This is a genomic window from Asticcacaulis sp. MM231, from assembly GCF_964186625.1.
GTDB lineage: Bacteria > Pseudomonadota > Alphaproteobacteria > Caulobacterales > Caulobacteraceae > Asticcacaulis.
The window spans coordinates 795,438-814,270 of record NZ_OZ075108.1 but is presented as its reverse complement, the minus strand read 5'-3'; the positions used below and the strand labels follow the sequence as shown (position 1 = coordinate 814,270).

General features: G+C 59.0%; 19 protein-coding genes and 1 pseudogene. 8 read left to right on the top strand and 12 right to left on the bottom strand.

The window, feature by feature from the left end; translation table 11 throughout:
* Positions 1-100: 100 nt before the first annotated feature.
* The 3 genes from ABQ278_RS03895 to ABQ278_RS03885 all read left to right on the top strand — a co-directional run bounded on the left by ABQ278_RS03895 (position 101) and on the right by ABQ278_RS03885 (position 4,319).
* Positions 101-2,452, top strand: coding sequence for a DUF6311 domain-containing protein (locus ABQ278_RS03895; RefSeq protein WP_349321298.1), 2,352 nt, complete (start codon positions 101-103; stop codon positions 2,450-2,452).
* A gap of 241 nt (positions 2,453-2,693) precedes the next feature.
* Positions 2,694-3,167 (top strand): transcription elongation factor GreA, encoded by a 474-nt coding sequence (gene greA, locus ABQ278_RS03890; RefSeq protein ID WP_018081064.1) that lies wholly within the window; start codon positions 2,694-2,696, stop codon positions 3,165-3,167.
* 141 nt (positions 3,168-3,308) lie between these two features.
* Positions 3,309-4,319: a mitochondrial fission ELM1 family protein gene (locus tag ABQ278_RS03885; RefSeq protein WP_349321297.1), complete on the top strand. Its 1,011-nt coding sequence runs from the start codon at positions 3,309-3,311 to the stop codon at positions 4,317-4,319.
* A 61-nt stretch (positions 4,320-4,380) separates the two neighbouring features.
* Here ABQ278_RS03885 and ABQ278_RS03880 read toward each other — a convergent pair whose 3' ends face one another.
* The gene (locus ABQ278_RS03880) at positions 4,381-4,641 is read right to left on the bottom strand and encodes a GlsB/YeaQ/YmgE family stress response membrane protein (RefSeq protein ID WP_349321296.1); all 261 of its coding nucleotides are present in this window, start codon (positions 4,639-4,641) and stop codon (positions 4,381-4,383) included.
* Between the two features lie 244 nt (positions 4,642-4,885).
* Here ABQ278_RS03880 and trxB point away from each other — a divergent pair, with 244 nt between their 5' ends.
* From trxB to ABQ278_RS03865, 3 genes are all read left to right on the top strand, one after another.
* The gene (gene trxB, locus ABQ278_RS03875; RefSeq protein ID WP_349321295.1) at positions 4,886-5,932 is read left to right on the top strand and encodes a thioredoxin-disulfide reductase; all 1,047 of its coding nucleotides are present in this window, start codon (positions 4,886-4,888) and stop codon (positions 5,930-5,932) included.
* Positions 5,933-6,076: 144 nt separating this feature from the next.
* A complete protein-coding gene (locus tag ABQ278_RS03870) occupies positions 6,077-6,559 on the top strand; it encodes an Hsp20 family protein (protein WP_349321294.1) in 483 nt (160 codons plus the stop codon).
* 205 nt (positions 6,560-6,764) lie between these two features.
* Complete coding sequence (locus ABQ278_RS03865) at positions 6,765-7,556, top strand: MipA/OmpV family protein (RefSeq protein WP_349321293.1); 792 nt, start codon at positions 6,765-6,767, stop codon at positions 7,554-7,556.
* Here ABQ278_RS03865 and ABQ278_RS03860 read toward each other — a convergent pair.
* Positions 7,492-7,965 carry an EVE domain-containing protein gene (locus ABQ278_RS03860; RefSeq protein ID WP_349321292.1) on the bottom strand — a complete coding sequence of 158 codons (474 nt, stop codon included), beginning with the start codon at positions 7,963-7,965 and terminating at the stop codon, positions 7,492-7,494. The two genes, ABQ278_RS03865 and ABQ278_RS03860, sit on opposite strands and share 65 nt — an antisense overlap.
* Positions 7,962-8,327, bottom strand: coding sequence for a GFA family protein (locus ABQ278_RS03855; RefSeq protein WP_349321291.1), 366 nt, complete (start codon positions 8,325-8,327; stop codon positions 7,962-7,964). Before ABQ278_RS03855 ends, ABQ278_RS03860 begins: the two co-directional genes overlap by 4 nt.
* A 135-nt stretch (positions 8,328-8,462) precedes the next feature.
* Between ABQ278_RS03855 and ABQ278_RS03850 the strand changes: the two genes are divergently transcribed.
* On the top strand, positions 8,463-8,885 hold the full coding sequence (locus ABQ278_RS03850; protein WP_349321290.1) for an NUDIX hydrolase: 423 nt from the start codon (positions 8,463-8,465) through the stop codon (positions 8,883-8,885).
* Here ABQ278_RS03850 and ABQ278_RS03845 read toward each other — a convergent pair.
* From ABQ278_RS03845 to ABQ278_RS03810, 8 genes are all read right to left on the bottom strand, one after another.
* Positions 8,882-10,135 (bottom strand): pentapeptide repeat-containing protein, encoded by a 1,254-nt coding sequence (locus ABQ278_RS03845; protein WP_349321289.1) that lies wholly within the window; start codon positions 10,133-10,135, stop codon positions 8,882-8,884. The genes ABQ278_RS03850 and ABQ278_RS03845 overlap by 4 nt on opposite strands.
* A gap of 62 nt (positions 10,136-10,197) precedes the next feature.
* A complete protein-coding gene (locus tag ABQ278_RS03840; protein WP_349321288.1) occupies positions 10,198-11,271 on the bottom strand; it encodes a DUF559 domain-containing protein in 1,074 nt (357 codons plus the stop codon).
* 139 nt (positions 11,272-11,410) lie between these two features.
* Positions 11,411-12,124: a 2,3-diphosphoglycerate-dependent phosphoglycerate mutase gene (gpmA, locus tag ABQ278_RS03835; protein WP_349321287.1), complete on the bottom strand. Its 714-nt coding sequence runs from the start codon at positions 12,122-12,124 to the stop codon at positions 11,411-11,413.
* A gap of 57 nt (positions 12,125-12,181) precedes the next feature.
* Entirely contained in the window at positions 12,182-12,988 is an 807-nt protein-coding gene (locus ABQ278_RS03830; protein WP_349321286.1) for an MOSC domain-containing protein, read from the bottom strand.
* A 1-nt stretch (position 12,989) separates the two neighbouring features.
* Positions 12,990-13,199, bottom strand: coding sequence for a hypothetical protein (locus ABQ278_RS03825; RefSeq protein WP_349321285.1), 210 nt, complete (start codon positions 13,197-13,199; stop codon positions 12,990-12,992).
* 3 nt (positions 13,200-13,202) lie between these two features.
* Entirely contained in the window at positions 13,203-13,415 is a 213-nt protein-coding gene (locus tag ABQ278_RS03820; protein ID WP_349321284.1) for a hypothetical protein, read from the bottom strand.
* 35 nt (positions 13,416-13,450) lie between these two features.
* Complete coding sequence (gene prfA, locus ABQ278_RS03815; RefSeq protein ID WP_349322098.1) at positions 13,451-14,524, bottom strand: peptide chain release factor 1; 1,074 nt, start codon at positions 14,522-14,524, stop codon at positions 13,451-13,453.
* A 71-nt stretch (positions 14,525-14,595) separates the two neighbouring features.
* The gene (locus tag ABQ278_RS03810) at positions 14,596-15,195 is read right to left on the bottom strand and encodes a glutathione S-transferase N-terminal domain-containing protein (RefSeq protein WP_349321283.1); all 600 of its coding nucleotides are present in this window, start codon (positions 15,193-15,195) and stop codon (positions 14,596-14,598) included.
* 207 nt (positions 15,196-15,402) lie between these two features.
* Here ABQ278_RS03810 and ABQ278_RS03805 point away from each other — a divergent pair, with 207 nt between their 5' ends.
* Positions 15,403-17,637 (top strand): EAL domain-containing protein, encoded by a 2,235-nt coding sequence (locus ABQ278_RS03805; RefSeq protein ID WP_349321282.1) that lies wholly within the window; start codon positions 15,403-15,405, stop codon positions 17,635-17,637.
* Here the strand turns inward: ABQ278_RS03805 and ispG are convergent.
* Positions 17,638-18,760 (bottom strand): annotated as a pseudogene (gene ispG / locus ABQ278_RS03800) (flavodoxin-dependent (E)-4-hydroxy-3-methylbut-2-enyl-diphosphate synthase).
* Between the last annotated feature and the right edge of the window lie 73 nt (positions 18,761-18,833).

The window sequence follows — 18,833 nt, the reverse complement described above, 5'->3', positions numbered from 1 at the left end:
CCACCTGAAGCCAGTTCCCTGCCGCAAAAAAGTCATGTGGAGGGGGCATTGGGCACGACGATTGCACGCATAAGACCTCCTTACCTCGAGTTAAGACACCATGACCCTGCCGAACTGGCTTCGTCCCGGCCAGCTATTTGCGAACCTGAACGCCCGCTTTCATGCCCTGCCGCCCGCCGTCCGCAAAGGACTGGTGACCGGCACGCACTGGGGGCTCTGCATCATCGCGCCGCTGCTGCTGTTCGCCGCCTTCTTCGACATCAATGTGGTCAACCCGACGCGGATCGGCTGGTTGCTGGACGAGGACTGGGGGCAGCACGTCCTCGGCTGGAATGCCTGGCGCCATATGCCGTGGTCGACCTTCAACCACGAAACCCTGCTGGGCGCTCCGGTGGGCAACACCCTGTTCTCGACCAACTCGAACCCCCTGTTCGCCTTCCTGTTCAAGCCGTTCCGCGACTTCCTGCCGGCCAATTTCCAGTATAACGGCCTGTGGTTCCTGTTCTGCGTGGTGATGCATTTCACCTTCGCCTACAAGCTGATCCGCCCGCACGCGCCGGGCAAGTGGAGCGCCATAGGCGGCGCCATCGCGCTGTCCGCCCTGCCGATGCTCTATTACCGCATGCGTCACGATACCTTGGTGGCGCAATGGCTGATCCTTTGGGGCCTGCACCTCTTTATCAACGTCCGGGACGACACCTTGCCCGAAGGTAGCGGTCTGCGCTTCGTGCTGAGCTGGTTCGGCAATGGCCGGAAGATGCTCGGCTGGTGCGCGCTTTTGTTCGTCACCGGCATGATCCACCCCTATCTGCTGTTCATGATCGCCGCCATCTGGGGCGGTGACTGCATCAAGCGCTTCTTCGGCGCCATGCATATCGACATGAGTGAACGCCGGCTGGTGGCCAACTGGAAGGTGATGGTCGATGCCGTCATCCGCGCCATGCCGCCACTCGCCCTGGCCATTGTGGCCCTCTATATCGGCGGCAGCTTTACCAAAGGCATGAGCCCCGGCGCCGGCGGTTACGGCTATTATTCCTTCCCGATGGACGGCTGGTTCAATCCGGTCAAGCCGGAGTTTTCCGCCATCCTCAAAGCGTGGCCGCTCGATGGCGGGCAGTCCTTCGAGGGCTACCAGTATCTCGGTTTCGGTCTCATCCTGCTGGTGGTCTCGGCCGTCGTGCTCTATATCACCACGCCGGAAGCCAGGACCGCCCGCAGCTTTATCGCCGCCTTGCGCCCCCTGACCATCCCCTTCTTCATCCTGTTCCTGATCGCGGTGTCGAACCACGCCCAGTTCTATGGTTATGATGTGTGGAGGTTCCAGCTTCCGGAAGCCCTGCGCCAGCCGGCCGCCGTGCTGCGCGCCTCTGGCCGCCTGACCTGGCCGATTACCTACCTTTTGATCGTCACCGCGCTGGTGGTCCTGTTCCGAAGCCGCCCGAAGACGATAGCCGTCCTGCTGCCGCTGGTGCTGGTGGCGCAGGCCTATGACATCGCCGGCTTGTCACGCGCCATGCGCAAGGCCACATCGCTCGCCTCCAGCGACCAGATGTATTACCAGACGCCAAGCCCGGAATGGGACCAACTCGTCACCCTGTCCAAGGGTGTCGATTTCTACCCGGCCAACGTCCATATGAACGACAAGCTGTTCTATGAGCTGACCTGGCGCGCCACCTCGCAGGCCAAGCCGGTCAACACCATGTACGCGGCGCGCGAAAACCTCATCCAGGTCGCCAATCAGGAAGCCGGAATGGACGCCTTCAAGCGGGGCGAGATCAAGTCGGATCACCTGTTCGTCTTCCTCAAGCAGTGCGATGCGCCGTCCGAGCTATGGCCGCGCCTGCGGATGCTCGATGGCGTCTGGATCATTCCGCCGAAGGGCAGCACGATCGAGCTGCAAAAGCCGGAATGGTCACCGCTGCGCTCCGAAGTGCGCTTCGGCTGGCTCGATCAAGGCACGTGCCTGCTCGATGAAAACTGGTCGCGCCCGGAATATGACGGCGTGTGGAGCGAAGGCCCGAAGGCCAATCTCCGCATCCCGATCCGCCACGTCGAGTTCGAGACGCCAAGCCCGAAGAAGCTGGAAATGACCCTGAAAGCCAAGAGCCGCCAGCCGGTTCTGGTCGTCGTGATGGTCAATGGTGTCAAGGTCGGTGAAATGAACCTGACCCCGCGCGCCACGCTCAACACCCTGCCCCTGCCGGCTTCGGCGCTGCGCGGCGAAACCCTCAAGATCCGCTTCCTGGTCGAGGAACAGACCTATGAGGACGCCGCCGACATACCAGTTACGCCTGTCACGCCCGTCAAGTTCAGTGGCCGTGGCGCGGCGGAGCGTGAAGCCGCAGCGAAGGTGGTTGTGCCGGTCGATGCGCGCGCGCTTGGCATCAAGCTGATCAATATCAAACTGGCGCCGCCTGAAGCGCCGTCTCCGAAAACCGTGCTTAAGGGCTAAAAGGCTTTATTTGCACAGCTTAAATGTAGGGTGTAACGACCTCCGGGCGAGGTTAACTCAAAATCGCTTTTAAAAATCGCGAAATCAAACTATAAGGTCGGTCCGGCTCGTCTTGTGCACTGCACTTTACGCAGGGACCGACAAGTCCATCACCGTCTTTTTTATCCTGACCGGTTGTAGCCCCCCTCAACCGACGTCAGGCTTTTTGTCATTCCTCAGGGTGGAAAGATATCAATCGCACATGGAAAAAGTGCCGATGACCGCCGCGGGCTACCAAGTCCTCGACGATGAACTCAAGCGTTTGAAGTCGATCGAGCGTCCCAGCGTAATCGCCGCCATCAGTGAGGCGCGCGAACACGGAGACCTGTCTGAAAACGCAGAATATCACGCCGCCAAGGAGCGTCAGGGCTGGGTCGAGGGGCAGATTGCCGACATCGAGGACAAGATCAGCCGCGCCCAGGTGATCGACGTCTCCAAACTCTCTGGCCAGCAGGTCAAGTTTGGCGCCACCGTCACCGTGGTCGATGAAGATACGGAAGAGGAAGGCCGCTACCAAGTTGTGGGCGACCATGAGGCCGACGTGAAATCGGGCAAGATTTCGCTGTCGTCGCCGCTGTCGCGCGCCATGATCGGCAAGGAAGTCGGTGATGTCGTCGAAGTGCCGACACCCGGTGGTGTCAAGGCCTACGAAATCCTCAAGGTCGAGTGGATCTGATAAGCACAACTGGCATTGCTGCTATGCAGCATAGCTTTTTTGTGCTTCGATGACATACGGAGACTCGTCCGGCACGGGCCGCGGCGTGTCTCCGTATGTCATCTATGCCTTTGGCGTAGCTCTGGGTCTTGGGAGTAGTCGATGCCTCAACCTCTTACCATCTGGGCCGTTTCCGACGGGCGCGCTGGTATTGAGAATCAGGTTCTCGGGCTGGCCGAAGCCGTACAGGAACTGACGCCTTCGACCATTGTCGTCAAACGCATCCGCTATTCCAGCCTTTATGATCGCTTGCCGACGGCACTGAAGCTATGGCCTGACGCTATGCTCAGCGAAAGAAGCGACTCGCTCGATGCGCCCTACCCGGATATCTGGATCGCCGCTGGCCGCTCCACGATTCCTTTCAGCAGCCGGATGCGCAAGCGCTCCGGCCAGCGAACCATGGTGGTTCAGCTCCAGAACCCGCGCCACAATCTCAAGGCCTTCGATCTGGTGATTGCGCCGGAGCACGACCATGTGCGCGGCAAGAACGTGCTGTCGCTGATCGGCTCGACCAACCGTGTTGCCCCTCACCGCCTTGAAATCGCCTATGAAAATTGGCGAGACCACATCGACAACCTGCCGCATCCGCGCGTCTGCGTCATGGTCGGCGGCCGCTCCAAGGCCTACGATATCGATGAAAAGCGCGCCTATGCCCTGGCGATCGAAATTCGCAGCGCCATCCAGCAGAGCGGCGGTTCGCTGCTGCTGACCGTTTCACGCCGCACACCCGATAATGCCCGCCGCATTTTCGAAGATGTGCTGCACGATCTGCCGGGCATCATCTATGACGGCAAGGGCGAGAACCCTTATTTCGCCTTCCTCTATGCCGCCGATCATTTCCTGGTGACCGAGGATTCGGTCAATATGGCCACCGAAGTGGCCGGCACCGGCAAGCCGTTGCAAATCCTGCCGCTGGAGCGCCGCACGCTCGGTTCGGGTGAGAAATTCGAGGATTTCCACGAAACCCTGCGCGCCAAGGGCATAGCCCACCCCTTCAATGGCATCTTGGCCGACGGGCACTACAACAGCGCTCATAAGGCCTATCCGCCGCTCAACGAGACCAAACGCGCCTCTGAGCATCTCTTGACGATGTATTTCGCCAGACGGCCTTAACACATAAAAAAGCGGCGAAGACAGGTGCCTTCGCCGCTTTGTGCTATTTAAGCGTTAAGCCTTAAACGCGACGGCCCTTGATCATACGGCCGAGCGCGATCAGGATACAGGCGCCGACGATACCGGCGATCAGATAACCGATCACACCACCAAACCCGATACCGATGATGGAGAAAAGGGCATTGGCGACGATCGAGCCAACGATACCCAGAATAATGTTCATCAGAAGGCCCTGATTGGACTTCATGATTTGCTCGGCAGCCCAACCGGCCACGGCGCCAACGATAATAGCGAGCAGCCAACCGACTTGTTGTTCTGGCATGGTAATCTCCTGAAATATACAGCCCGCCCGATGCGGCCCAATGTGGATAGAGGTCCAGAGTAATGCGCGCCGAAAATTTTGGAGATGTGGTTCGCAAGGAGAGGAAATAAGATTTCAGAAAAGGCCGCTTTGCGCAGAAACCCTGGGAAAACCGCCCACGCCCCGCAATTCCTGATGACAATTGCGACGCCGATACCTATCTAAGGACCGTTAACTTTTCCGATTCCAGATAGATTGTCACGCCATGCCTGAATCCACACCGCGTCCTCTTCGCTGCGCCATCATCGGCACCGGTCCGGCCGGCTGGACCGCCGCCATCTACGCGGCGCGCGGCCTGCTGTCACCTGTGATCTTCACCGGGCCGCAGGATGGTGGACAACTAACCATCACCACCGACGTCGAGAACTATCCCGGCTTCGCCGAGGTGGTGCAGGGCCCGTGGCTAATGGACCAGATGCGCGATCAGGCCGTCCATATGGGCACCGAGATCATCGGCGAAATCGTGACCAAGGCTGATCTGTCGCGCCGTCCGTTCCTGCTGGAAACTGAATCCGGCGCGCAGTTCCTGGCCGAAACCGTCATTATCGCCACCGGCGCACAGGCCAAGTGGCTGGGCATCGAGTCCGAGAAAACCTATCAGGGCTTCGGCGTTTCGGCCTGCGCCACCTGTGATGGATTCTTCTATCGCAACAAGGAAGTGGCTGTGGTTGGCGGCGGCAATACCGCGGTCGAGGAAGCGCTGTTCCTGACCAAGTTCGCCTCCAGGGTTTACCTGATCCACCGCCGCGAAAACCTGCGTGCCGAAAAGATTCTCGTCGAACGCCTGCTCAATGATCCCAAGATCGAACCGATCTGGAACGTCGCCATCGATGAAATCCTGGGGGAGACCAATGAATTCGGCGGCATGGGCGTCACCGGCGTGCGCCTCAAACACGTCGATACCGGCGATATGCGCGTAGTCGATCTCGATGGCGTGTTCATCGCCATCGGCCATGCCCCGGCCTCGCAGCTCTTTGAAGGCCAGTTGGAAACCAAACAGGGTGGCTATCTCGTGGTCGAGCCCGGCACACCCAAGACCTCGATCAAGGGCGTTTTCGCCGCCGGCGATGTGACCGACGACGTCTACCGTCAGGCCGTAACCGCCGCCGGCATGGGCTGCCAGGCAGCGCTCGAAGCCATTCGCCTGCTGGCGGAAGAGGACCATCACCATAGCCTGCTGACGGCGAAAGAGATCGAGGAAGATTTTTCGCATCTGACCCTTGAACAGAAAAAAGTCGCTACCAAATCATAAAGCGAAGGCGCCAACACCTGGGCCTTCTTGAATGACACATCGCCCATAAGGGGATGCAGATGTCGTTCAATATCAAACCTTTACGGGTTAAGCTCCACTGTGTCTGGACACCCCGTAAGGTCTCGCTTTTTGAAGGAGATCCCTATGCGTACTGCCATCGATTTTTCCCCCCTGTACCGTTCCGCCGTGGGTTTTGACCGTCTGGTCAACCTGCTCGACAGCGCCGCCCGCACCGAAGCCGCACCGGGCTGGCCGCCTTACAACATCGAGCGTATCGCCGCCGGCGAAGGCGAAGATCAGGGCGATTCCTACCGCATCGAAGTGGCGGTTGCCGGCTTCAAGCCTGATCAACTCAACATCGAAGTGAAAGAAAACGTCCTGACCGTTACCGGTAAGAAGGATGACGACGCCGCCACCCGCACCTTCCTGCATCGCGGCCTGGCCGAACGCTCGTTCGAGCGCCGCTTCCAGCTCGCCGATCATGTCAAGGTGACCGAGGCCGACCTCGCCAACGGTCTGCTGTCGATTACCCTCCAGCTTGAAGTGCCGGAAGCCAAGAAGGCGAAGACCATCGCCATCAAGACGGCTTCCAATGACTCGGCCGCAGTTCTTACGGCCGCTGAGTAAGCTCTAAGCTCCGCCGGTCAGGTATACGGCGGAGCCCCTGTTTTCTGTTTCTCCAATTCCCCTGGACTCCCGGCCCCTCTGATCCCACCCTGTGTCCCCTTCGGGTGTGGTGGATCAGACGACAAGCCGGAAGTCTTTCTTTATTTGAACTGTACAGTACGGTATGGATCTTGTATGGGTAGCCCTGTTATCAAGGGACCTATCCATGCGCAAACTCTGCCTCACCCTCACCGTTCTTCTGCCGCTTATAGCTGGCGCGGCTCATGCCCAGACCCAGCCTTTCAAGGCGGTGGGTGAGCAGAACGACTGGACGATCGATATCGGCGGCGGCGCGGTCTATGGCTTCAGCGCCAATGGCGGCGATCCGGACAAGGTCAACGCCATTCCGTGGGGTGGGTTCAACTACAAGAACCGCTTCTATGGTGATGCCCTAAGCGGCGTGGGTTACAATGCCATCGGCCGCGACCGGTTCCGCGCCGGCGTTCAGGTGCGCCCGCATTTCGGCGGCAATGCCGACGGTGAGGAGGGTCTTAAGGTGCCAGGCCTCGGCGCCGATCTGGCAACCTACGCTTTTTATCGGGTCGGGGACAATTTCAGCCTTGGCGGCTACGCCATGCACGATATCAGCCATGTATCGGGCGGTTCATCCCTGTTCCTGTCGGCTGCCCATCAGGACATAACCAAGGTCGGCCTGCTGCAAACCATGGTCTACACGCGCCTTGGCGATCGCAAGACCAATCAGGCCTATTTTGGCGTCGATGCCGATGAAGCGACCGCCTCCGGGCTTGACGCCTATTCCGTCGGCGCCGGCGTACAAAATGTCGGCCTGGCCTTCCTCATGATGACACCGATCAAAAAACACTACGCCATCGCCACCTTCCTCAACGCCGAACGCGCGCTTGGCGATGTGGCCGACAGTCCTCTGATCCAGCTCAAGAAAAATCAGGAGATGAGTTACCGCTTCGGTCTTCTGGTGGTGCGCCGCTTAAGCCGCTGACCGTCATCGCTTCGCCGATCGTGGCGAAATCGCCAGCGCTCAGTTCGAGCACGCCAAAGCGCAGACTATAGCCCCAGTTTTTGTCGGCAGTCAGGTCGAGTTGCGTCAGCAAAGGCCGGATGGAGCTTTCATGCGCCGGCACCCATTCGACATCACGCCGGAAGGGCTGGAAACCCTCGGACATAAAGCCCTGATAGGGTTCACCTTCCCTGATCCTGCCGATCGCTGTGAAACTCTGAAAACCGTCTTTCGCGCCCATCTTCTCAGAAGGCGAATAATAGACGATGCCATCACCCGGCTTCATACGCTTGAGCGGGCCCAGCTTGCCGTGATTGACCTGCATGAAACCCTCGCTCCGTCCGCACCGCACATGCTCGGCACAGGCCACCGCCAGCCAGAACCGGCTCACCACAGGTTCTTGCCGTCGAGCACCTGCACAGGCAATCCGGAGATATCATAGTCATCAAACAGACGCGCATTGACTGACAGTTGCGGATTGGTGAAATCCGGTTTCATGTCCACCCACGATGGCGAACGGTTATAGGTGATACAGCCGCAGGTCGGGCAGAAGTTATGCTCCACCATCATGCTTTGCCAACGATAGGTGGCGTTGGATGTTTGCGGTTCGATACGAACATCTTCGGGTTTGTAATAGGCCCATAACGCGCCGCCCTTTGAACAGATTGAACAAGTGCATTGCGTCAGGCTGGCCGGTTCGACGTCGATCGAAAACCGGGTGGCGCCGCAGTGGCAGCTTCCCTTGATGGTCATGATGCTTCTCCCTTGAACTGGGGAAGACTAATACCGCCTGCTGCCAGATTTCGTCAGCATGTAATGAAGTTGCTCGAAGCGACAATACAGTTCAGTTTAGAGGACTGCACGCTCGGGAGACATGGGGATTGTGTGATGTGGAATGAAGCCAGATTCAGCGGAACCAAAATCGCTTTGATGTGTGAGACCGCCCTCGTTGCTTATCTGCGCGATGAAAAGGAAGGGATTCCCTTTCCCGGCCTTTGGGATCTGCCGGGCGGCGGACGCGAGGCAGATGAAAATCCGGTAGACTGTGTCATACGCGAGGTCGAAGAGGAATTTGGTCTGCGACTATCCGCGGAAAGAATAAGTGGCCTGACACGATACGTCAGCCAGACACCGGGCGGATTGGACACCTACTTTTGCCGTGCTGATGTGAGTGTTGAAGAGATTCAACAGATTCGCTTCGGTAGTGAAGGACAGCGCTGGTCGCTTATGCCCATCGAGATGTTTATTTCGCACAAACGCGCAATTCCACATCTCCAACACCTTCTCAAAGCGGTATTGGCGGCCTATTAGCTGGCTATCCGTCCGCGCAGGGCCACGCAGGTGACATTCTCCAGCGCTTCAAGATTGAGCGCCGCGCCTTCCATGTTGGAACGCGAGATATCGGCGCCATCGAGACGCACCAGGTTCATGTCGGCAGCGCTGAAATTGACATTGCGCATCCGGGTTTCGCGCAGATCGGCCGGCAGGAAACGCGTCGCGTCGATCTTAAGAGCACCGAGATTGGCGCCTTCCAAATTGGCGCCGTCGAGCTTCGCCTTGAGCATACGCACGCCGCGCAGATCAGCACCTTTCAGATTACAATTACGCAGATCGGCGTCTTCCAGATGCGCGCCCTGAAGCTGAACGCCGCGCATATCGAGGCCATAAAACACCGCGCCCTTGGCGGAAAGTGCGGCCAGATTAAGCCCCCGGATCGAGCCCATGCCGCGCAGATCCGCATGATCGAACTTCGATGGCGAGCCTTCCTTGCCGAGGGTATCGACCCACAAGGCATGGTCCTTGAGCATCTGGCCATAGGGCAGCGCCTTGATATCGGTGCCCATGGCCTTATCGGTCAGTACGCCGGTCATATCGGTCTGCGAGGTGCGCCACATGTCGGTCTTGGCGCCGATCAGCACGGCATCGCGCAAGGACGCCCCGGAGAGGTCAGCGCCAGACAGATCCGCGCCGGCGAGGTCGACATTGTCCATGATGCACTGTTTGAGATTGGCACGGATCAGCTTGCACGACTTCATGGTGGCGTCGGTGAAATCCGCCTTCATCGCCTGAATACCGGAGAGCTTGGAACGCTCCAGATTGGCCCCGCGCAGATTGGCGTAGGCGGCTTCCGATGACCGCATCGAGATTTCGACATATGACAGGCCCGCCTGTTTGTCGGGCAGGGCCAGCGCGCCTTCGCGGAGATCGGCCTCGTAAAGATCGCTATCAGACAGGTTGGCGCCACGTAAGGACGCCCCGCGCAGATCGGCGCGGCGCATCGAAGCCCCTTGCAGATTGGCCAGTTGCAGATCGGCGCAATAGAGATTGCAGGTATCGAGCACGGCGCCGCTCAGATCGCAGTCCATCAGTATGGCGGCGGTGAAATCGGCATCATTGAGAACACGGCCCTTGAGGCTCAGTCCCGACAGATCGCACCAGGCAAACATCGCCCGCGCCCCGCCCGGCTTCATGGCGCGCAGACGTTCGTGCTTGACACAGATGGCGTCGACCTGGGCCTGCGTCATCTTGGTGTAGCGTGTGTCGCCGGCAGTGGCGGTCATCGGGGTAGGCTTTCAGTCAAAATCATTGACCAAAGTCTGTCATGAAAACCTTAAAAATTAGGTTACCCGGTTATTAACCCTAATGCACTTAAGGCGTGCGCCAACTCGCTCTTTTCGGGAACAGACAGATGACGATAGCCACGTAACGCCCATGACTTGAGTTCGGCGGCAAGGTCGTCGCTTTCGGGCACAAAGACGGCGTCAAAACCTTGACCGTCATCATCCGTCTCGATGAGCGGCAGCCCGGTACGATGATAGTGGGCGGTGGGTGCGATCAGTCTGGCCGCTTCTTGCGCCATCAGGCCTTTTTCGACCTTAAGGCCGGCCGCGGTCATGCGCTCGACACCGATATGCGAGGCGTAGGGCGACGGGTCATCGCAGGCATAGACCACGCGGTTCACACCGGCCTCAACGAGCCTCTGCGAGCACGAACAACCGCCATTGGAGCGCTGCCCGCAGGGTTCCAGCGTGACATAGGCGGTGGCGCCCCTGGCCGCCTCGCCAGCTATATCGAGCGCGACCTCCTCGGCATGAGGACGCCCGCCGTCGCCGGTGGCGCCCTCGGCAATGACCACGCCGTCCTTGACGATGACGCAACCCACCGCCGGATTGGGCCAGGTCCGTCCCATCTGGGAGAGACCCAGCCTCAAGGCGTGCTGCATGAAGGCATCTTCCTGCCCCCTCTCCCCGTTTACGGGGAGAGGGCTGGGGTGAGGGGCTTTAGTGTTTGATGAAGTCACAAGCTTCGCCGGATAAAACTGAAAGTCATGATCGACAATATGGTCCGTAATTCGCGCTTCGCAAATAGCCACAATGGTTTCGAGTATGGCATCACGGTTCAGCAAAACATGCGCACTGGGAAAGCGGGCTACCGACCAGCCTTCTGCATTCATAAAATCGTTGCGGATCTGGTCCTTCGGATCATCGATGTGCTGACATCCATCAAGCTCAATCACCAGCTTTAAATCCCGGCAGGCAAAGTCCGCGATATATGAACCGATTGGTACCTGACGACTGAATTTGATGCCATTCAGGTTACGGTTTCTGATGGCGTGCCAGAGCTTGTCTTCCGCCAGATTACGGGCTTTGCGGAGAGACTGCGCCAAGGATATCAGACGTGATTTGATCTTACGCATGCGCAAAGCCCCTCATCCGGCCTTCGGCCACCTTCTCCCCGCAGGCAGGGAGAAGGGAAGGTAACACATCGACTTAAAGCTTAAAGCCCCCTCTCCCTGCTTGCGGGGAGAGGGCTGGGGTGAGGGGCTATACTCTCTGTTACCCGATCGCTGGCAGCGGGTTGGCGCGGGCCGTATCGAGATACTTTGCCGAGACCGGTTTCAGGTTGTCGTCCAGCTTGACAACCAGAGGATTTCCAGTCGGCACCTCGACCTCAAGGATCGCCTCTTCCGACAGGTCGAACAGCGATTTCAGGATGGCGCGGATGGAATTACCGTGCGCTGCCACCAGCACCGTATCGCCCGCCTTGAGTGCCGGCACGATGTCGCCGGTCCAGAACGGCATAACGCGATCGAGCGTCGTCTTCAGGCTTTCGGTGTCGGGCAGGTCGGCGCCGGCATAGCGACGGTCGCCCTTGAAATCGTAAGCGCTGCCGGATTCCAGCGGCGGCGGCGGCACGTCATACGAACGGCGCCAGATCTTGACCTGATCCTCACCGTGCTTGGCGGCGGTTTCGGCCTTGTCGAGGCCCGTCAGGCCGCCGTAATGACGCTCATTGAGGCGCCAGTCCTTGACCACCGGCACAAAGCTCTGCCCTGCGGCTTCAAGCGCCAGATTGCAGGTGCGGATGGCGCGGGTGAGCACCGATGTGAAGGCCTTGTCGATCTCGATGCCTTCGGCCTTGATCAACTCGCCGCCGCGCGTCGCCTGGGCTTCACCTTCGCTGGTCAGGTTGACATCAACCCAGCCGGTGAAGCGGTTTTCCAGGTTCCACTGGCTTTGGCCATGGCGCAGAAGGACAAGTGTAGGCATGAAGGCATCTCCGGACTGTGAAATATGCGATGGCTATAGGTGGCTTGGGATCAGATATCAATACACATGCAGCGTGTCGCCGGGACGGAGCGTGCCACCCTTAAGGATGCGCGCGTAGATACCGCAATCGCGGTGACCGTAATGCTCCCACAGCGCGGCGCAGAGATCGACATCGCGTTCGGCGGTGTCGGGGTTCACGTGGGTGGCAACGCAGCGCACGATCGGCTTGAGCACCTCGAAGTGCGGCCCCTCCTCGCCGATGCGGATATGCCGGCCCACCCAATCATGATCTTCGAAAGCGACCAGATCCTCGACCCATATATTGGCGCGCAGACGCAACGGATCAAGTTCGCGGCCGATGCGTTGCCCCAGATCACGCAAGCTGTTGAGGTTGAGAAACGACACGAAGCCCTTGCCGGAATCAGTAAAGCGGAAGTGACTATGCACCTCGTCCCAGTTCGGCGCGCGCAAAAGGTTTAAGGGAAAGGCGACCGGATCATAGTCTTCGTGACGCGCCAGGATCGTCTCGACATGCCGCGCCAGAGCATGACAGCCGGCCTCCGACGCCATATCGAAGCGCCACGACGTGCCGTCCTCGTCGGTGACCTCGAAGACATCTTCGATCTCATCATAACGGGTGCGCAGTCGCGCCACGGCGGGAAAACGCGCCAGCACAGCGAACTTCATCTTGGAAATGGTTTTGGGCGCCAGAGCGTCAAATCCGGAATGGCCGACTTCCAGCGCATAGAGCCGGTCGAACGGAAAGAAATCGTCCGGGCACAGCAGGGCTTCACTCACAGGTTCCGGCGTAAAGCCCTTGATCGGGTGCCGCCAGAGTTGGGTGATCGCGCCCATCGTCAACATGTCAGCGTTTGCTCCGGTATTGCAGCCAGCTCACCAAAAACAGCGCCAGACTGAAAACAAATAGCGATGGCGGCAGCGTCATAGCGGTTTCGACAAAACCGAATCCGGCCTTCATATTCTGATACATGACCGCGGCAGCCAGCAGAAACTGACCGATCAGCAATATGCCCCACACGATCAGGGCTTTGTGCATGAGGGGTTTTGGTATCATGGCCTACTCTTCAGCTTTCAGTTCACGCCGCTTTTCGAACGCAAACCAGACCAGCAGCATGACAGGCATGCACAGCACCAAGACTGTAACGTACCAATCCGTGACGAAGACCTGCTGCCAGCTAATGCCTGGCTTTAACTCACCGAGCAAATGTCCGCCCCAATAGATAACCAGGACGGCTACAGAGATAAAGCGGATCGCATGGCTGATTTTCATTTTGTGTCCCAATGTTAACAGCCCTGACGGTAACATTAGCCCAGTTCCTCGGCAAGCATGGCCAGACGTTCGGCCTGATCCTCGTTGATCAGGGCATTGATCATCTGGTCCATATCACCTTCCATGAATTGCGGCAGGTTATAGAGGGTCAGGTTAATGCGGTGATCGGAAACGCGCCCCTGCGGATAGTTGTAGGTGCGGATGCGCTCGGAGCGGTCACCCGAGCCAACCTGGCTTTTACGGGCATCAGAGCGCGCCGTATCGAGCGCGGTGCGCTGCTGATCATACAGGCGGGCCTTCAGATTGCGCATGGCGATAGCGCGGTTCATATGCTGCGATTTTTCCGAACTGGTCACCACGATGCCCGATGGCATGTGCGTAATGCGCACGGCGGAATCGGTCTTGTTGACGTGCTGGCCGCCCGAACCCGAGGCGCGATAGGTGTCAATACGGATATCCTTGTCGAGAATCTCGATCTCGACATCCTCGGCTTCCGGCAGCACCGCCACGGTGGCCGCCGAGGTGTGGATACGCCCCCCCGCTTCGGTGGCGGGAACGCGCTGCACGCGGTGCACACCTGATTCAAACTTGAGCTTGCCAAAAACGCCATCGCCGGTCACCGAGGCGATAATTTCCTTGTAGCCGCCCATTTCGCCTTCGCTGACCGAGTTGATCTCGACCTTCCAGCCCTGCGATGACGCGAAGCGCGAATACATGCGGAACAGATCACCGGCGAAGATGGCGGCTTCGTCACCGCCGGTGCCAGCGCGCACTTCCAGAATGGCGGAGGCATTGACGTCCTTGTCCTGCGGCGCCAGCAACAACGCCACGCCGTGCTCAAGTTCCGGCAGGGTGGTTTTCAGCGCGTCCAGTTCTTCGGCGGCCAGCGGCGACAGATCCGGATCGTTGAGCGCCGCCATCTCTTCCAGTTCGGGCACCGACTGGCGCGCCTTCTGCAGACGGCTGACCGCGTCGAAAACCGGCTTCAGTTCCGAGTGCTCCTTGGACAGTTTGACGATCTCAGCGCCATCGGTCACCAACTCCATGCGCGCTTCGATCATGTGGAAGCGGTCCATAACCTGGGCAAGCTTGGCATCGGGAAGGTGTATCAAGGCGTTATACTCATGAAAGGCCAGATGATGGCGGCCAGAAGGTTACGGAATGTGCGGCCTGACTAGACCTATTTAGGGAAGGTTTCAATAAAGCTCTGCCTACGCTCCAAAACTTCCTGCAAGGCGGCGATGCGCGGCGCAAGCGATCGCCAGTCGAGATCACCGAGGCGGAAGTCGCAAAAGGTTGCGGCCACGCCGAGACTTAAACTGCCCATATCGAAAACATCCGCCTCCGGACATAGCGTATCGGCCACTCCAAAGGCGCGCCTGAGATTGCCTTGCCAGCGTTCCAGCCAATAGGGCGAGCGCTCGCTTTCCGGGCGACGGTTTTCATAGACGATCTTCGCCATCATTTCGTTCAGGGCCGAGGCGGCGGTTTCCGCCCGCCGCACCTGCCAGTAGGCATCAGTCCCCGCCGCCGGCAACAGGCAGGGACCGCTGCCCTGCGTATCCAGCCAGGCGCTGATCAGCCCGCTGTCGGTCCAGGCCACACCGTTGTCATCGATCAGGGCCGGTATCTGCGACAGCGGGTTGGCCGCGACCAGATCGGGCGCCGCCTCGACCGGAATGCGCGCGATTTCCTCGACAAGATCCGCCAATCCCTTTTCGCGCACCACAATGCGTACCTTGCGGGCAAAGACAGAGGTCGAACTTATAAACAGTTTCATCTGAGCCATGTCCGTTAAGATTTACCTTTGTTTTACCTGACGCGCAAAGCCTTATACGTCAAGGACAAAGCGCCACATTTATCCACAATGCGCGGCACAGAAATCTTAACAACCGTTTAAATAAAAAAGGCATTTGTTTGCCTTAATTTAAGATGTCTCCGGTATCATACGAAACATAAAGTAACTTTATCTCAGAACGAGAACCTGGTGAAACGTACTTCGAGTGAACTAAAACTGCTCGCGCCCATGGCCTTGATTGTCGTGGTGGCCGTCTGTGCTTTGGTGGGCAGTCTGTGGATCTGGGCCGAACAGGCCGACAAGATGTCGCGGACCCGCGAAGAGAAACTCGTCATGCTGGGTCTTGACCAGATGGCAGATGATCATGCCCAGCTCATGACCCCCATCACCATATGGGGTGAAGCGGTCAAGAGAACCTCTGTCGAATACGATGAAAAATGGGTCTCCAACAATATTGGCAAGTATTTCGAAAACTTTCTCAATTTCGAATCCAATCTTTTGCTCAATGGCGATGATCAGCCGGTCTTCGCCTACCGGAAAGGCCACAAGGCCGATCCCGCCGAATTCGCGGCCATGGCCGCTCAGACCCGCAGCCTGGTCAAAAACCTGCGCGCCGATTTCAATGAGCGACGCCTGAGTAACAAGCCTTACAACACAAACAGCAATCACATTGGCAAGCTGATGGCGATCAACGGGCGCATCTATATTGTGGGCGCCAGCCTGCTGCTGCCCGACGACCAGACCTCGCCACTGTTGAAATATACCCCCTTTGCCGCGATCGGCACGCATGAGCTTTCCAGTGAAGAACTGATTGTTCTGTCGCAGCGCTATATGGTGTCGAACATCACCTTGCTGCGCCCCGGCCAGATCAAGGCACCCGGCTCGGCATCCGTCGCTTTCCGTGATGATCGTGGCAAGGTGCTGGCCGAACTGACGTGGATGCCCGATACCCCCGGCCACACCCTCTTTATCCGGACCCTCGGCCCCGTGCTGATGATTTCGCTCGGCCTCGGCCTCATCGCTATTGTGCTGCTGCACCAGAGCCAGCGCGCCGCGCAAGGCCTGATTGCCTCGGAAGCCAAGGCCAAGCACATGGCCCTGCACGATAACCTGACGGGTCTGCCCAACCGCACCCTGTTCGCTGATCGCCTCAAGCAGGCCAATGAACGCCTCAAACGGCAGGGCGGCAATGTCGCCGTCATGTGCATCGGGCTCGATCGCTTCAAAGACGTCAACGATACGCTCGGCCATCTGGCTGGCGACGAACTGATCCGCAAAAATGCGCAAAAGATCAGCAGCATGATCCGTTCCGGCGACACCCTGGCGCGTCTGGGCGGCGATGAGTTCGTGATCATCCAGACGGATACCGATGGCGGCAGCGCGGCGTCGCTGGCCAAGCGCGTGCTCGAAGGCCTCACCGGCACGGTCAGCCTCGAATCCGGCCAGGTGTTCTCGTCCTGCTCGATCGGCGTCACCCTGCTGCACGATGGCGACATCGAACCCGCCGAAGCCCTGCGTCAGGCCGACCTCGCCCTCTATCGCGCGAAGGATTCCGGCCGCGGCCAGTATGCCTTCTTTGAAGTCGAGATGGACGCTACCATCAAGCTGCGCAAGACGCTGGAAACCGGCCTGCGCGAAGCCGTGCACGTCGAAGACATCGAGGTCGTCTACCAGCCGCAGGTCGATCATTTCGGCCATATCGTCGGCGTCGAGGCTCTGTGCCGCTGGACGCACCCCACGCGTGGCCCCGTCTCGCCGGCCTATTTCATTCCTCTGGCCGAAGAGTGCGGTCTGATGAACGAACTGGGCACGTTGGTGATGCGCCGCGCCATGCAGGACAGCCATCGCTGGCCGGGCCTCAAGGTGGCGGTCAATGTGTCGGCCACCCAAATGCGCTGCAATACCTTCGTCAATCATATCAAAGATTTGCTGCAGGAGACCGGCACCTCGGCGCAGCAGATCGAGATCGAAATCACCGAAGGCGTGTTGCTCAACGACGACAACTCGACCCAGATGATCCTGCGTGACCTGCGCCATATGGGCTTCACCATCGCGCTCGACGATTTCGGCACCGGTTATTCGTCGCTCGGTTACCTGAGCCGTTACCCGGTCGACAAGATCAAGATCGACCGTTCATTCGTGTCAAACCTGGGCGTCGATCCGGAAGCCGAGGCGGTCATCCGCGCCATCGTCAAGCTGTCGAAGGCGCTGAACCTGAACATCATCGCCGAAGGCGTCGAAACCCGCGCTCAAAAGAACATCCTGCGCCAGACGGGCTGCAACATCATCCAGGGCTATCTGTTCTCGAAGCCGGTGGCCCCCGCCGCCATCGATGAGATGATGAAAAAAGAGCGCAAGCTGGCTATCGATGACGATGAGGTCTACGTGCCACCGAAAATCGCCAAGATGACGCCGAGAATGTAGTTACAACTTCTCGGCGTGGTCCTCAACCATGCCGACAATATGCTCGATCATGTCGGCATTGCTCAGCTTGTGATCCGGCTTGCCGCCAACATAGACCATGCCGGCCCCTGCCCCGCCGCCGGTAAAGCCGACATCGGTATAGAGCGCCTCGCCCGGACCATTGACGACACAGCCGATAATCGACAGCGACATCGGCTTGGCGATATGGGCAAGCCGCTCTTCCAGCTTGGCCACCGTCTCGATGACGTTAAAACCCTGACGCGCGCAGGACGGACAGGCGATGATATTGACGCCGCGATGGCGCAGACCGAGCGATTTCAGCAGATCGAACCCGACCTTGATTTCCTCGACCGGATCGGCGGCCAGCGACACCCGCAGCGTATCGCCGATACCGGCCCACAGCAGATTGCCAAGGCCGATAGCCGAGCGGATGGTGCCGCTGCGCAGCGGCCCCGCCTCGGTGACGCCGATGTGCAAAGGGCAATCGATGGCATCGGCAAGCTGGTTATAGGCCGCCACGGTCAGGAAGACGTCTGACGCCTTAACCGAAATCTTGAATTCGTGGAAATCGTGGTCGCGCAGGATATTGGCGTGGTAAAGGGCGCTCTCGACCATGGCTTCGGGGCACGGCTCGCCGTACTTTTCCATCAGGTCTTTTTCAAGCGAGCCGGCATTGACGCCGATGCGCATCGAGCAGCCGTAATCCTTGGCGGCCTGAATGACCTCTTTGACGCGATCGGCCGAACCGATATTGCCCGGATTGATGCGCAGGCAGGCGGCGCCGGCCTTGGCGGCCTCAATGGCGCGCTTGTAGTGGAAGTGGATATCCGCCACGATCGGCACATTGGCATTTTCGACGATCGTCTTGAGCGCGTGGGTCGAATTCGACGTCCGGGCACGACACGCGCACGATATCGGCGCCGGCCTCTTCCATGGCCGCGATCTGGCGCAAGGTCGCCTGCGGATCGGACGTCAGGGTGTTGGTCATGGATTGCACCGTGATCGGCGCATTACCGCCGACGGCCACCTTGCCCACCATGATCTGACGGCTCTTTCGGCGCTCAATGGCGCGCCACGGCCTCACATGGGTGTGGTTACGGTCGTCAGGATGATGGGAATCCATAGGTAAGCTCTTTTATATCGCGATGTTCATCGCGCGCTCAAGCGCCGCGAGGCTCCTCGCAACGGCTCGGGCG